Here is a 13,219-nt window from a genome sequence, read left to right on the forward strand (position 1 = left end):
CCGGGCCCTTGCCCGCACCTCAGCCTCCCACCAGCGACATGCGCACCGTCGGGTACTGCCGTTTGCCGCTGGCCAGCCGTTGCCCGCGCAGTTCCGAGTAACGGTCGCCGCGGGCCTGCCAGGCTTGCCGGATCGCGTCAGCCAGGGCTGGCTCGGGGTTGGCGCCGCTCATGTGCTGGCGCAGGTCCACCGAACGCGTCGCAAACAGGCACAGGTGCAGCCGGCCATCGACCGACACGCGGGCGCGGGTGCAGTCGCCGCAGAACGGGTGCGAAACACTCGAGATAAAGCCCAGCCTCAGGCTGCCATCGGCCAGCAGGAAATTGCTGGCGGTGTCGCCGGCGCGCCTGGCTAGCGGCAGCAATGCATGCGCGCACTCGACCATGCCGCGCAGTTCGTCCGACGGCACCACGCGCGATTGCGACCAGCCGCTGGGGCCTTCCACATCCATATACTCGATAAAGCGCAGGGTGACGCCGCTGCCGCGGAAGTGTTCGACCAGCGGCAGCACCTGGCCGTCGTTGGTGCCGCGCTCGACCACGCAGTTGACCTTGACCGGCGCCAGGCCGGCGGCGCGGGCCGCGTCGATGCCCTCCAGCACGCGCCCGACCGGGAAATCCACATCGTTCATGGCGCGGAAGATGCCATCGTCCAGGCTGTCAAGGCTGACCGTGACCCGGCCAAGGCCCGCGTCGCGCAGCGCGCGCGCCTTGCGCGCCAGCAGGCTGCCATTGGTGGTCATGGCGACGGCCACCGGCCGGCCGTCCAGCGTGCGCAGGGCGGCAATGCGCTCGACCAGCGACTCGATGCCCTTGCGCAGCAGCGGCTCGCCGCCGGTCAGGCGCACCTTTTCCACGCCCAGCCCGACAAAGGCGCGCACGATGCGCAGCAGCTCGGCGTCGGAGAGGCGTTGCGCGGGCGTAAGGAACGGATAGTCGCGCCCGAAGCGCGACTTGGGCATGCAGTAGGTGCAGCGGAAATTGCACTGGTCGATCACCGACAGGCGCAGGTCGCGCAGCGGACGGCCGAGCTGGTCCAGCACGATGGGTGCCGTCGGGTCGGGCTCGATGGCCGGAGGACCGGGCGTGGCCGGCAAGGCTTGCACAAGCGCTGCTTGCATGACGAATCTCCGTGGGGCAATGGCGTGGAATGTGCTGTCCATCGTAGGCGCGGCGTGCCGCGCCGCGGGGTACAAAGCGGCTGGCGCGCAAGCAGAACAGTTGGCCCGGCGCCGCAGCGGCGTCAGTGGCGCGGCTCCCGGATGCGCACCGTGGCGGTCTGGCCGGCGATCAGCTGGACCCCGTCCGGGACCGGGTCCAGCGCGATGCGCACCGGTATGCGCTGCGCCAGGCGTACCCAGTTGAAGGTCGGGTTGACGCTCGGGAGCAGGTTCGGCCCGACCGCGCGGTCCTGGTCCTCGATGCCCGGCGCAATGCTCTGCACATGTCCGTGCAGCGGCGCGTGCTGGCCCATCACATGCACTTCGGCGGCGCTGCCGACCCGGATCGCGGGCAGCTTGGTCTCCTCGAAATAGCCCTCGACGTACTGCGAGCCGCTCGCCACCACCGACAGGGCTGGCTTGCCGCGGGTGGCGAAGTCGCCGGCGCGCGGCAGGCGGTCGCTGAGCTGGCCGTCGACCGCGCTGGTCACGCTGCAGCGCGCCAGGTCCAGCCGGGCCACGTCGACCGCGGTTTCGGCCTGGTCGAGGCGCGCCTGCGCGGCGGCCACCGCGGCCGCGCCAGGCTGGCGCCTGGCCAGGGCCAGCGCGGCGCGCGCCGACGCGGCCTCGGCCTGCGCCTGCTTCAGGCCCAGGCGGAAGCGCTCCGGGTCCACCACGAAGAGAACCTGGCCGCGTTGCACCCGGGCGTTGTCGCCGACCAGCACAGCCGTGACCGGGCCGGAGACATCGGGCGCGACCTGGATCACGGCCGCGCGCACGTGGCCGTCGCGGGTCCATGGCGCCGCGGTGTAGTACTGCCACAGATGCCAGGCGGTCAGCGTGGCGGCGGCCACGGCCGCCAGGGTTACCGCGACCGGGCCGAGCAGCGAAAGCTTGCGAATCATGATGGGGCCTGCCAGACGAGCGCGATGATCGCGCCCAGTACGAGGAGATAGAGCGAGAGGTTGAACAAGGACCGGTGCCACACGATACGGTAGAAGCCGATCCGGGCCAGCACGGCGCGCACCCCGGCGGTGACGGCGAACGCGGCCAGCATCCACACCACGGTGGCGGGCACGAACACACCGTACAGGTCGAATTCAGTGGCGTGCATGGCGTCTTTCCTGGTCATGGGGATAGAGGGCAAGGCGCAGCGTGGCGAGTGCCGCCAGCGTGGCGCGCGGGCTGCCGTGCGCGGGCGCTGCCAGCGCCGCGAACGCCGCGTCGATCTGCGCGGCCAGCGCCGGTGCGGGCGGGCTGGCATGGCCGGCGCGCGCGCACTGGCGGTAGTGCCGCGCCACGGCTGCAAGCACGCGGGCGATGGCACGGGCGCCCGGGCGGGCCGGGACGCGCCCCGTGGCGCGCCGCAGCGCCAGCGCGGCGGTTTCCACCAGGAAGTCGGCCGCGGCGTTGCCGGCCTGCCTGTCGCTGGCATGGTTGCGGCGCGTCAACGGCGGCCATTGGCGCAGCAGGCGGTCCAGCATGCGCCCGCGCAGGCGCGCGCTGTTGACCGGCGCGCGCGGGTGGGCGGCCAGCGCGATCTCGTTCCAGTTCGCGCGCGCCAGCCGGTAGGCCACCAGCTGCTGCCCGAACGGCTGCATCAGCACCGCCCACAGCGCGGCGAACACCAGCGCCGCCAGGCTGGCCAGGCTGCTGTTGAAGATGCTGGCAAAACTTGCCGCGCCGAGGTGCTGCGGGCCGGGGAACGACGCCGCGGTCACGGCCAGCAGCACGCCGAACAGCGCAAAGCGCGGCTGCGTGGTCATCGCGCCGATGACCAGGTAAGGCCCGAACAGCAGCGCGGCGAGCGAGCCGAAGTCATGGGCCAGCTGCAGCACCACGAACTGGTAGTACCAGGACAGCAGCGCGCAGGCAACGCTCCACGCGATCACCCGGCCGGCCACCAGCCGCGGCTCGGGCGTGCTGGCGATAAAGCAGCTGGCCAGCGCCGCCAGGCCGACCGGGACCGCCCCGTCGACCCATCCGGATGCCATCCACAGGATGCCGGCAAGCAGGGTGGCCGACCCCGCCGTGGCGGCGCGGAACCATAGCTGCGCATGGTCATGATGCCGGGCCTGCCCGGCCGGCTCCACCCGGTAGCGCAGGGCCGCCGGCTCGCTGCCGCCCTGGCGCAGGCTGGCCTGCAGCAGGCGGCAGTCATGCCAGAGCTCGCCCAGTTCATCGAGGTAATTGCAGGTGGCCGCGACCAGCCGCGCATGCCAGTCGGCGGGCGCGGCCGGTGCTGTACCCGCCGGGTACCACGACGGCGGCGGGCGGGCCGCGCCGCTGGCGCCTGAGATCCATGCCAGCATGGCGCGCAGGCGCTGCGCGACGCTGTCGGGCATGCCGTCGCGATGCCGGCGCAGCGCGCCCGCGGCATCGGCCAGCGCCAGCACCAGCGGCAGCAGCGCGGTCATGCGCTGGTGCAGGGCGCGGGCGCGCCGCAGCGTCTGCGCGCTGCCGGATTCATAGGCGAGCTGGGCCATCTGCGTTTCCATCGCCAGGATATCCGCGGCGAGCGTGCTGAAGCTGTCGTGGCGTTGCCCCGCGCTGGCGTCGCCGGCCAGCATGTCGATGGTCCAGCGCGAGGCGTGGTCCATCCATGCCGACGCGCGCGCCGCCAACGCCGGCGCGGTGCGGGACGGGAACACCACCGCGCTGACCACGCTGGCGCAGAGGATGCCGATGACGATCTCCTCGATGCGCGTGAGCGCCACGTCGAACACCGTGGCCGGATCGGTGACGGTCGGCAGCGCCACGATCGGCAGCGTATAGGCCGCCAGCAGGCAGATGTAGTTGCGCGGTGCCGGCTCCAGCAAGGACAGGTAGAGCAGGGTGCCGGTCCAGCAGGCAATCGCCGCCATCAGCAGCACCGGCTGGTCGACCAGCCACGGCACCAGCGCCACCGCGCCGACAGCGCCCAGCAGCGTGCCGATGACGCGGTAGGTGCCCTTGGCATGCGTGGCGCCCGCGAGCGGGCTGGAAACCAGGTAGACCGTCGCCATGGCCCAGTAGGGCCGCGGCAGGCCCAGCGCCAGCGCCGTGCCGAGCGCCAGCATCGCCGCGCCGAAGACCTTGAGCGAGTGCAGCCAGGGCGCAAGGTCTGGCGCGCCCGCCCACGCCGCGGCGAGCGCGCCGGCGGTCCGGTCCGGGCGCGGGCGCGGCGTGTTGCGGGAGAGTTGGCTGGAAGCGGGCATGGCGTCAGTGCGCGAGACCAACGGCACGCATCAGCAGCTTCATCAGGCTGGCGCAGAGCAAGACGGTGCCGACGCCGGCCAGCCACAACGCCAGCAGCCAGCCGAGGCGTGTCGCCAGCCGCGCCCTGGCCTGCGCATGCGGGTTCCTGGCCATCAGTGGTACCCCTCGCCGCGCCGGACCTTGCCGCGGAACACGTAATACGACCAGGAGGTGTAGGCCAGGATGATGGGCACGATGAAGAGCGTGCCGACCAGTGCGAAGCCCTGGCTTTGCGGGGGCGATGAGGCCGCGAAAATCGACACCGACGGCGGGATGATGTTGGGCCAGATGCTGATGGCCAGCCCGGTATAGCCCATGAAGATCATCAGCAGCGCGTACAGGAACGGCGCCACGTTCGGCTGCCGGCGCAGCGACCGGTAGATGCCCCAGGCCGAGCCCAGCACCAGCAGCGGCACCGGCAGGAAGAAGAGCAGGTTGGGCAGCGCAAACCAGCGCTGCGCGATCTCCGGATGGGTCAGCGGCGTCCAGATGCTTACCGCGGCCACCATCGCCAGCATCACGCCGGTCAGCACGTTGGTCACGCGCAGCATGGTCCACTGCAGCCGGCCGTCGGTCTTCATGATGAGCCAGGTGACCCCGAGAAACGCGTACGTGATCACCACGCCCACGCCGCAGAACAGCGGGAACGGTGCCAGCCAGTCGAGCGCGCCGCCGGTGAAGGTGGTGCCATCCATGGCGATGCCATCGATATAGGCGCCCAGCGTCACGCCCTGGAAGAAGGCCGCGACTACCGAGCCCCACGTGAATGCGGCATCCCAGTACGGGCGGCTGCGATCGCTGGCCTTGAAGCGGAATTCGAAGGCCACGCCGCGGAAGATCAGCCCCAGCAGCATGAACACCAGCGGCAGGTAGAAGGCGCTGAGCAGCACCGAATAGGCCAGCGGGAAGGCGCCCAGCAGCGCGGCGCCGCCCAGCACCAGCCAGGTTTCGTTGCCGTCCCAGACCGGCGCCACGGTGTTCATCATGACGTCGCGGTCATGGCGGTCGCCGACGAAGGGAAAGAGGATGCCGATGCCGAGGTCGAATCCGTCCATGATGACGTACATCATCACGCCGAAGAAGATCAGGGCGGCCCAGATAACGGGAAGGTTGATACCCATGTCGATCACCTGTTCAGGATTCGCGGCGGCCGTGCGGGGCCATCGCGTTGGCTGTGGAAGCGGCGGCCATGGCGGCGGGAACGACGCTGCCCGGGCCGTAGGACGGCACCTCGTGCGGGTGCGCGTCGGGCGCGGGGCCGGCGCTGGCCAGCTTGAGCATGTAGCGGATGCCCACGCCGAAGCAGACGAAATAGACCGCCACGAACAGCGCCAGCGACAGCGCCACCGGTCCCGCCTGATGCGCGGAAACGGCATCGTGGGTGCGCATCAGTCCATAGACCACCCACGGCTGGCGCCCGATCTCGGTGGTCATCCAGCCGGCCAGCAGCGCGATCAGTCCGGTCGGCCCCATGACCACCGCCAGGCGCAGGAAGGCGCGCGAGCGGTACACGGCGCCGTTGCGGCGCAGGATCCCTCCGAGCAGGCCGAACAGGATCATCGCCACGCCCAGGCCGACCATGGCGCGGAAGGTGAAGAACACCACGGTGGCATTGGGGCGGTTTTCCTTCGGGAAGTCCTTCAGCCCGCGGATCTGGCCGTCCAGGCTGTGCGTGAGGATCAGGCTGCCCAGGCGCGGGATCTCGACGGCGTAGCGGGTTTCCTCGCGTTCCATGTCGGCAATGCCGAAGAGGATCAGCGGGAAGCCGCCCTGGTCGCCGCTGGGCGCGGTGTTCCAGTGTCCTTCCATCGCCGCGATCTTGGCGGGCTGGTGCGCCAGCGTGTTCAGGCCGTGGGCGTCGCCCACTACCGCTTGCAGCGGCGCCGCCACCAGCACCATCCACAGCGCCATCGACAGCATCTTGCGCGCGGCGGGAACGGCGCGCCCGTGCAGCAGCTGCCAGGCCGATGCCGCCGCCACGAACAGCGCCGTCGACAGCAGCGCCGCGATCACCATGTGCGCGAGCCGGTAGGGGAACGAGGGGTTGAAGATCACCTCCAGCCAGTCGGTCGGCACGACCTTGCCGGCGACGATGACATAGCCGGCCGGCGTGTGCATCCAGCTGTTGGACGCCAGGATCCAGGTCGACGAGATCAGCGTGCCGAGCGCCACCATCACCGTCGAGAAGAAGTGCAGCCCGGGCCCGACGCGGTTCCAGCCGAACAGCATCACTCCGAGGAAGCCCGCTTCCAGGAAGAAGGCGGTCAGCACCTCGTAGGTCAGCAGCGGGCCGGTGATGCTGCCGGCAAACTGCGAGAAGCCGGACCAGTTGGTGCCAAACTCATAGGCCATGACCAGGCCGGAAACGACCCCCATGCCGAAGTTCAGCGCGAAGATCTTGATCCAGAACTGGTACAGGGTCCGGTACACCGTGTCGCGGGTGTGGAGCCAGCGCGCTTCCAGGAAGGCCAGGAAACATGCCAGCCCGATGGTGATGGCGGGAAACAGGATGTGAAAGGAAACCGTGAATCCGAACTGGATCCTGGCGAGTTCCAGGGCTGTGAGTCCGTGCATCGATGTGCTCTCCGTGGGGTTGCCGCCGGCACGACGGCAGGTCGCGCGACACTACGGACAAGCGTAAGGACTACAGCGTGCCCGCCAGGGATACAGTTTTCGCGGATCTGTTCAAGCTCAGTTGTTCAGGCCGAGACCTGATGGCCCTCGACTCCCGACTGTGTGCTCCCCTCTCCCGCTTGCGGGAGAGGGGCGGGGGGTGAGGGTCGGCGCTGGCAATAGCGAGGACATTCACTTCGTGGCAGCGCCCGCCCTCACCCCGACCCTCTCCAAGAGGGAGAGGGAGTACCCAGCCGGCAAGCCCGGCGCCACGACCGATGGCCCTCGACTCCCGCTTGTTTGCTCCCCTCTCCCGCTTGCGGGAGAGGGGCGGGGGTGAGGGTCGGCGCTGGCAATAGCGAGGACATTCACTTCATGGAAGCGCCCGCCCTAACCCCAACCCTCTCCCAGAGGGAGAGGGAGTACCCAGCCGGCAAGCCCCGCGCCACGACCATGGGCACGACGCGGGGGCCGGCCGCGGCGAAGGCGTTCAGCTGAACAGCGCCAGGGCCTTGCCCAGGGTGGACCAGATGCCGGTTCCGAGCGGGATCAGTACATAGGCCCAGAACGCGAGCAGCAGCAGGGTCTTGCCGAAGGTGCGATCGTCTTGCATGGCGAGTCTCCGTGCGATGGATGAGGGAACGGCGCTCAGGCCGCGCTGGCGGCTTCGCGCAGATGGTGCCGCGCATGCACCGGCCGCATCAGCAGGTTGCACGCGAAGCCCACCACCAGCAGGCCCGCCATGATATGCAGGGTGTCGACATAGACCTCTGATCTGGGCACGCCGAGCGCCAGTTTGTACTCGCGGATGTAGTTGACCAGCGCCGGCCCGGCGATGCCCGCGGCGGCCCACGCGGTCAGCAGGCGGCCATGGATGCCGCCCACATAAGCGGTGCCGAACATGTCCGCCAGGTAGGCCGGTATGGTGCTGAAGCCGCCGCCGTACATGGTCAGGATCAGGAAGTAGCAGGCCACGAACAGAGCCACGTTGCCGGATGCGCCGACCGCCGGCACCGCCATGTACAGCGCGGCGCCGAAGGCGAAGAAGATGGCGTAGGTGACCTTGCGGCCGAGGTAATCGCTGGCGGAGCTCCACAGGAAGCGCCCGGTCATGTTGCCGATGCTGAGCAGGCCGACGAAGCCCGCGGCAGCCGCGGCGGTGATGGTGCCCTTGAAGGTTTCCTGGATCATCACCGCGGCCTGGCCCAGCACGCCGATGCCGGCCGTGATGTTGAGGAACAGGATCAGCCACAGCAGGTAGAACTGCGGCGTCTTCAGGGCCTGGTCGATGTGCACGTTGGCGTGCGTCACCATCTTGCTGGGCTTGCTGGGGGGAACGTAGCCCGGCGGGGTCCACCTGGGGGCGGGGATACGGATCGCGAGCGCGCCGATCGACATCGAGAGGAAATAGATCACGCCCATGACCAGGAAGGTCTCCGCCACCCCCGCGCTGGTGGCGCTCTTGAAATGGTTCATCAGCGCCACCGACAGCGGCGCGCCGATCATCGCGCCGCCGCCGAAGCCCATGATCGCCAGCCCGGTGGCCATGCCGCGCCGGTCGGGGAACCAGCGGATCAGCGTCGACACCGGCGACACGTAGCCAAGCCCGAGGCCAATGCCGCCCAGTACGCCGTAGCCGAGGTAGAGCATCCAGATCTGGTGCAGCCAGATGCCGAGCGCCGAGACCACGAAGCCGCCGCCGAAACAGCAGGCGGCGGTGAACATGGTGCGCCGGGGCCCGACTTTCTCCAGCCATTTGCCGGCAAACGCGGCCGAGATGCCGAGGAAAAAGATCGCCAGCGAGAACACCCAGCCCAGCGTGGTCAGCTGCCAGTCGCCGGGCGCGGATTGCGTGACGCCCAGGATGCGGGTCAGCGGCTCGTTGAAGACCGAGAAGGCGTAAGCCTGGCCGATGCACAGGTGTACCGCCAGCGCGGCAGGGGGCACCATCCAGCGGTTGAAGCCGGGGCGGGCGATGATGGCCTCCTTGGAGAAGCGCGAGGGGCGCGTGGTGGGCGCGGTGCCCGTGGTGCTCGTGATACGCGGGGTGGGCGAGGGCGTCTGCGCTTGCGCGGGATATGACATGAAGTTGTCTCCTACCTGGAAGTGGCAGCCTCTTGTTGCGCGGGGCGCGGCGGGCTGGAGCGCGTCGTCCAGCAAGACCTGTGCCCAACGCGCAAGCCCATTGCCATCAACGCATGACGGCGCACGGCCCGCTGGCGGTCCCGGTGCGATGGACAAAATGTCCGCGCGCCGGCCCTTGGCCCGGGACAAAATGTCCATCCGCTGCCCGGTGGCCGGGTCGGGCTCGGTTTAACTCCCAATACAGCGGTTGCGCCGACTGTCGCTAGACTCTCCCCCTCTCCGTCCCCCCGCCCGCAACAACCAAAGTGATGAGCGAACGACAAAGCAATGCCGCCGATTCCGACAACTGGCAACGCCGCACAATCCTGGTGGTGGACGACGAGGCCGGCATGCGTTCGTTCCTGTCGCGCGCGCTCGAGGGCAAGGTCGATGGCGTGATCACCGCCGACAGCGCCGAGGCTGGCGCGGCGCTGCTCGAGCAGCGCCATGTCGACCTGATCCTGCTCGACGTGGCGCTGCCGGGCGCCAGCGGCGTGGAGTGGCTCAAGGCGCTGCGCGCCGCGGGCAACCCCGCCGACGTGATCCTGATGACCGCCTTCGCCGACATGGAGACGGCGATTGCGGCATTGCGCTCCGGCGCGGCGGATTTCATCGTCAAGCCGTTCCGCGTCGACCAGATGCTCAATGCCATCCGGCGCTGCTTCGACCGCGCGCGCCTGGCGCGCGAGAACTACCTGCTGCGGCGCGAGCTGGACCAGTACACCATCCACAAGCATGTCATCGGCACCTCCGAAGCCATGAAGAAAGTGATGGCGCTGGTCGCGCGGGTCGCGCCGATGCCGTCGACCGTGCTTGTCACGGGCGAGTCCGGTACCGGCAAGGAAGTGGTGGCGCGCGAACTGCACCGCCTGAGCGGGCGGCAGGGCCAGTTCGTGCCGCTGAACTGCGGCGCGATGGCCCCCGAGCTGATCGAAAGCGAGCTGTTCGGCCACGCCCGGGGCGCGTTCACGGGCGCCGCCGGCGCGCGCCATGGCTTGTTTCTCTATGCCGACGGCGGCACGCTGTTCCTCGACGAGATTTCCGAACTGCCGCTGCCGATGCAGGCCAAGCTGCTGCGCGTGATCGAGGACCGGCGCATCCGCCCGCTCGGCACCGAGCGCGAAATCGTGGTCGACGTGCGCATCGTCGCGGCCTGCAACCGCAACCTGGCCCACGAGGTGGCGGCCGGGCGCTTTCGCCAGGACCTGTATTACCGGCTCGACGTGGTATCGGTCGCGATCCCGCCGCTGCGCACGCGGCCGGAAGACATCGTGCCGCTGGCCGGTCATTTCTCCGAGCAGCTGTCCACCCAGCTGGGCCTGCCCGTGGTGCCGCTGTCACCCGCGCTGGTGCGCATGCTCGAGGCCTATGACTGGCCGGGCAATGCGCGCGAACTGCGCAACCTGGTGGAGCGGGCGTTGATCCTGGGCGAGTACCCGGTCGAGCTGCTGGCGCAGCCGGGCGCATCGGCGCAGGACGCGCAGGCCGGTGCCGCCGCCGATGACGATGCGCGGGCGCCGGGCGACGATGCCGTGCTGCTGGAAGCGGTGGAGCGCCGGCACATCCTGCACGTGCTCGCGTCCGAGGGCGGCAACCGTGCGGAAGCGGCGCGCCGGCTCGGCATCTCGCGGCGCACGCTGGACCGGAAGTGCCTGCAGTGGGGGCTGCGACCTTGACGCGGGTGCGCCCCGCCGCATGGGCCACGCTGGTGCGCCGCTATCGCGCGTCGCTGCGCGCCAAGCTGGTGTCGATCGTGATCGCGCCGCTGCTGGTGGCGCTGGTGGCGCTGCTGCTGCTGATGGCGTTGTGGGGCAATCGCACCTTTCAGGCGTTGCTGGCCTACAAGGTCAACAGCGACCTGCTGGTCGCGCACGAGTATTTCGGGCATATGGTGGGCGGCGTGCAAGACCGGGTCTTGCAGGAGGCCAGGTCGCATGCGCTGGTGGACGGGCTTGGCCGCGGCAGCGCCATGCCCGGCATCCTGGCCGTGGCGCGGCGTACGCACGGACTCGACTTCCTGCAATTGCTCGACCCCAAAGGGCGGCTGCTTGCCGCTGCGCCGGCTGGTGCGGCGGGTACGGACTACGCCGGCTGGCGCGTGGTGGAAAGCGCCGCGACCGGCCGCGCTGACGCCGCCACCGACGCCTGGTCCGCTGCGCAGCTGGCTGCCGTCTCCGGTGACCTGGCAAGGCGCGCCCAGGTGGCGCTGCGCGCCACCGCCAATGCGGCGCCGACCGACAAGACCATCGAAACCCGCGGCATGGTGGTGCACGCGGCGGCGCCGGTGCTCGACGCGGCGGGCAAGCTGGTGGCGATCCTGCATGGCGGCACGCTGCTGAACCACAATCTGGCCTTTATCGACACCATCAACGCGCTGGTCTACCAGCCGGAATCGCTGCCGCGCGGCAGCCAGGGCACCGCCACGCTGTTCCTGGACGACACCCGCATCGCCACCAATGTGCGGCTGTTCCATGGCGAACGCGCGCTGGGCACGCGGGTGTCGCGCGAGGTGCGCGACAAGGTGCTGCTGCGCGGCGAGAAATGGCTTGACCTGGCGTTCGTCGTCAGCGACCGCTACATGAGCGCCTATGAGCCCATCGTGGACAGCCGCGGCCAGCGCATCGGCATGCTGTACGTGGGCTACCTGGCCAGGCCGATCAGCCAGGCCAAGGATCTGGCGCTGGGCGTGCTGGTGGGGCTGTTCCTGCTGCTGGCCGTGGCGGGCGCGCTCTGCTCGCTGCTGTGGGCCAGGCGCGTATTCACGCCGATGACGCAGATGGTCGGCACCATGCGCGCGCTCAAGGCCGGCAACGACAACGCGCGCGTTGGCCCGGTGCGCAGCGAGGATGAACTAGGCCAGCTCGCAAGCCAGTTCGACCAGTTGCTGTCCGTCCTGCAGCTGCGCAATGCCGAACTCCGGGACTGGGCGGATTCGCTCGATCGCAAGGTCGCCGAGCGGACCCGCGAGCTTGAGGATGCGAACGCGGTGCTGCGCGCGACCCGGCAGCAGCTGATTACATCGGAAAAGCTGGCGCTAGCGGGGCAGCTTACGGCGGGCGTGGCACATGAGATCAACAATCCGATTGCGGTGATCCAGGGTAACCTGGACGTGGCGCGCGACATTCTCGGGCCGGCAGCGGAGCCGGTCCGGCATGAATTGCGGCTGATCGACGAGCAGGTGCGACGCATCTACCTGCTGACCAACCGGCTGCTGCAGTTTGTCCGGCCAGAGGCATACGCCGGCAATACCGAGCGCCTGGATGTGGGCGAGGTCGCGGCGGGCTGCGTGGATTTGGTCCGGCATATGCTGAAGGACGCGGCGATCCGGGTCGAAGTGGATTGCCGCGCCACGCGCCACGTGCGCATCAGCCGCAGCGAACTGCAGCAGGTGGTGGTCAACCTGCTGACCAATGCCATCCACGCCATGCCGCACGGCGGCAACCTTACGCTGGCCACACGCGACTGGGAAGGACACGGCGTGACGCTGCATGTGCGCGACACCGGCCGCGGCATCCGCGCGGAAGACCTGCCCAATCTGTTCAATCCGTTCTTCACCACCAAGAAGCAGATGGGAACCGGCCTCGGCCTGTCCATCAGCTATGCGCTGGTGGAGCGCTATGGTGGCCGGATTACCGTGGAAAGCACGCTCGGGCAGGGGGCGGAGTTTATCGTCTGGCTGCGCGAAGACGGGTCCGCGGCAGGGAAAGAGACCGATGACAAGGTGTCATAACGACTCCGCCTCCGGACACAACGCCTCGGCTATCTGATCAAGCTGCGTCTTGATCATCGCCAGCAGGCAATGGACGCCGTGGCATCCCTCGGACCGTTCGCTTTCCACTTCCAGCAGCGACAGGACGCTACCCAGGCCGGCCTGGACCCGGTCAAGCGATTCCAGGGTTTCCGCCGGAATGCCGACGAAGATAGTGTCGTGCTGGGGATGGGTTTTCTCTTGCATTGCGTTCTCCTCAAGAAGGGTGGGAGACCCGCCTGATGCAAAACCGTAGGGGGTGGCGGGCCTGACAGCGGGGGTCACAAACCGGTTCATCAACGAAGCCCGGCCAGCCTCACGGCTGCCCCGCCCGGCCC

The 13,219-nt window shown here is 69.2% G+C and carries 12 protein-coding genes; 2 read left to right on the forward strand and 10 right to left on the reverse strand.

Going from position 1 to position 13,219, the window contains the following annotated elements:
* Nucleotides 1–19: 19 nt before the first annotated feature.
* From moaA to ACOCMH_RS06690, 9 genes are all read right to left on the reverse strand, one after another.
* On the reverse strand, nt 20–1,120 hold the full coding sequence (gene moaA / locus ACOCMH_RS06650) for a GTP 3',8-cyclase MoaA (protein WP_427306109.1): 1,101 nt from the start codon (nt 1,118–1,120) through the stop codon (nt 20–22).
* 122 nt (nt 1,121–1,242) lie between these two features.
* Nucleotides 1,243–2,064 (reverse strand): biotin/lipoyl-binding protein, encoded by an 822-nt coding sequence (locus tag ACOCMH_RS06655; RefSeq protein ID WP_427306110.1) that lies wholly within the window; start codon nt 2,062–2,064, stop codon nt 1,243–1,245.
* Nucleotides 2,061–2,273 (reverse strand): DUF1656 domain-containing protein, encoded by a 213-nt coding sequence (locus tag ACOCMH_RS06660; protein WP_427306111.1) that lies wholly within the window; start codon nt 2,271–2,273, stop codon nt 2,061–2,063. Before ACOCMH_RS06660 ends, ACOCMH_RS06655 begins: the two co-directional genes overlap by 4 nt.
* Entirely contained in the window at nt 2,260–4,356 is a 2,097-nt protein-coding gene (locus ACOCMH_RS06665) for an FUSC family protein (protein ID WP_427306112.1), read from the reverse strand. Before ACOCMH_RS06665 ends, ACOCMH_RS06660 begins: the two co-directional genes overlap by 14 nt.
* A 4-nt stretch (nt 4,357–4,360) precedes the next feature.
* The gene (locus tag ACOCMH_RS06670) at nt 4,361–4,510 is read right to left on the reverse strand and encodes a DUF2474 family protein (protein ID WP_427306113.1); all 150 of its coding nucleotides are present in this window, start codon (nt 4,508–4,510) and stop codon (nt 4,361–4,363) included.
* Entirely contained in the window at nt 4,510–5,517 is a 1,008-nt protein-coding gene (cydB, locus tag ACOCMH_RS06675; RefSeq protein ID WP_427306114.1) for a cytochrome d ubiquinol oxidase subunit II, read from the reverse strand. The genes ACOCMH_RS06670 and cydB overlap by 1 nt, the downstream gene beginning before the upstream one ends.
* 13 nt (nt 5,518–5,530) lie before the next feature.
* Nucleotides 5,531–6,970, reverse strand: coding sequence for a cytochrome ubiquinol oxidase subunit I (locus tag ACOCMH_RS06680; protein ID WP_427306115.1), 1,440 nt, complete (start codon nt 6,968–6,970; stop codon nt 5,531–5,533).
* 529 nt (nt 6,971–7,499) lie between these two features.
* Entirely contained in the window at nt 7,500–7,622 is a 123-nt protein-coding gene (locus ACOCMH_RS06685; protein WP_427306116.1) for an MFS transporter small subunit, read from the reverse strand.
* 35 nt (nt 7,623–7,657) lie between these two features.
* A complete protein-coding gene (locus ACOCMH_RS06690) occupies nt 7,658–9,094 on the reverse strand; it encodes an L-lactate MFS transporter (RefSeq protein ID WP_427306117.1) in 1,437 nt (478 codons plus the stop codon).
* 308 nt (nt 9,095–9,402) lie between these two features.
* Here ACOCMH_RS06690 and ACOCMH_RS06695 point away from each other — a divergent pair, with 308 nt between their 5' ends.
* Complete coding sequence (locus ACOCMH_RS06695; protein ID WP_427306118.1) at nt 9,403–10,809, forward strand: sigma-54-dependent transcriptional regulator; 1,407 nt, start codon at nt 9,403–9,405, stop codon at nt 10,807–10,809.
* 5 nt (nt 10,810–10,814) lie between these two features.
* Entirely contained in the window at nt 10,815–12,863 is a 2,049-nt protein-coding gene (locus ACOCMH_RS06700; RefSeq protein WP_427308386.1) for a sensor histidine kinase, read from the forward strand.
* Here the strand turns inward: ACOCMH_RS06700 and ACOCMH_RS06705 are convergent.
* The gene (locus ACOCMH_RS06705) at nt 12,858–13,088 is read right to left on the reverse strand and encodes a DUF1484 family protein (protein ID WP_427306119.1); all 231 of its coding nucleotides are present in this window, start codon (nt 13,086–13,088) and stop codon (nt 12,858–12,860) included. The genes ACOCMH_RS06700 and ACOCMH_RS06705 overlap by 6 nt on opposite strands.
* Between the last annotated feature and the right edge of the window lie 131 nt (nt 13,089–13,219).

Source organism: Cupriavidus sp. H39, assembly GCF_050271075.1.
Classification (GTDB): Bacteria; Pseudomonadota; Gammaproteobacteria; order Burkholderiales; family Burkholderiaceae; genus Cupriavidus; species Cupriavidus necator_B.

Excerpts from the sequence above, each read along its gene's own strand:
- moaA (WP_427306109.1), bottom strand. The coding sequence starts at position 1,120 with ATGCAAGCAGCGCTTGTGCAAGCCTTGCCGGCCACGCCCGGTCCTCCG.
- ACOCMH_RS06655 (WP_427306110.1), bottom strand. The coding sequence starts at position 2,064 with ATGATTCGCAAGCTTTCGCTGCTCGGCCCGGTCGCGGTAACCCTGGCG.
- ACOCMH_RS06660 (WP_427306111.1), bottom strand. The coding sequence starts at position 2,273 with ATGCACGCCACTGAATTCGACCTGTACGGTGTGTTCGTGCCCGCCACC.
- ACOCMH_RS06665 (WP_427306112.1), bottom strand. The coding sequence starts at position 4,356 with ATGCCCGCTTCCAGCCAACTCTCCCGCAACACGCCGCGCCCGCGCCCG.
- ACOCMH_RS06670 (WP_427306113.1), bottom strand. The coding sequence starts at position 4,510 with ATGGCCAGGAACCCGCATGCGCAGGCCAGGGCGCGGCTGGCGACACGC.
- cydB (WP_427306114.1), bottom strand. The coding sequence starts at position 5,517 with ATGGGTATCAACCTTCCCGTTATCTGGGCCGCCCTGATCTTCTTCGGC.
- ACOCMH_RS06680 (WP_427306115.1), bottom strand. The coding sequence starts at position 6,970 with ATGCACGGACTCACAGCCCTGGAACTCGCCAGGATCCAGTTCGGATTC.
- ACOCMH_RS06685 (WP_427306116.1), bottom strand. The coding sequence starts at position 7,622 with ATGCAAGACGATCGCACCTTCGGCAAGACCCTGCTGCTGCTCGCGTTC.
- ACOCMH_RS06690 (WP_427306117.1), bottom strand. The coding sequence starts at position 9,094 with ATGTCATATCCCGCGCAAGCGCAGACGCCCTCGCCCACCCCGCGTATC.
- ACOCMH_RS06695 (WP_427306118.1), top strand. The coding sequence starts at position 9,403 with ATGAGCGAACGACAAAGCAATGCCGCCGATTCCGACAACTGGCAACGC.
- ACOCMH_RS06705 (WP_427306119.1), bottom strand. The coding sequence starts at position 13,088 with ATGCAAGAGAAAACCCATCCCCAGCACGACACTATCTTCGTCGGCATT.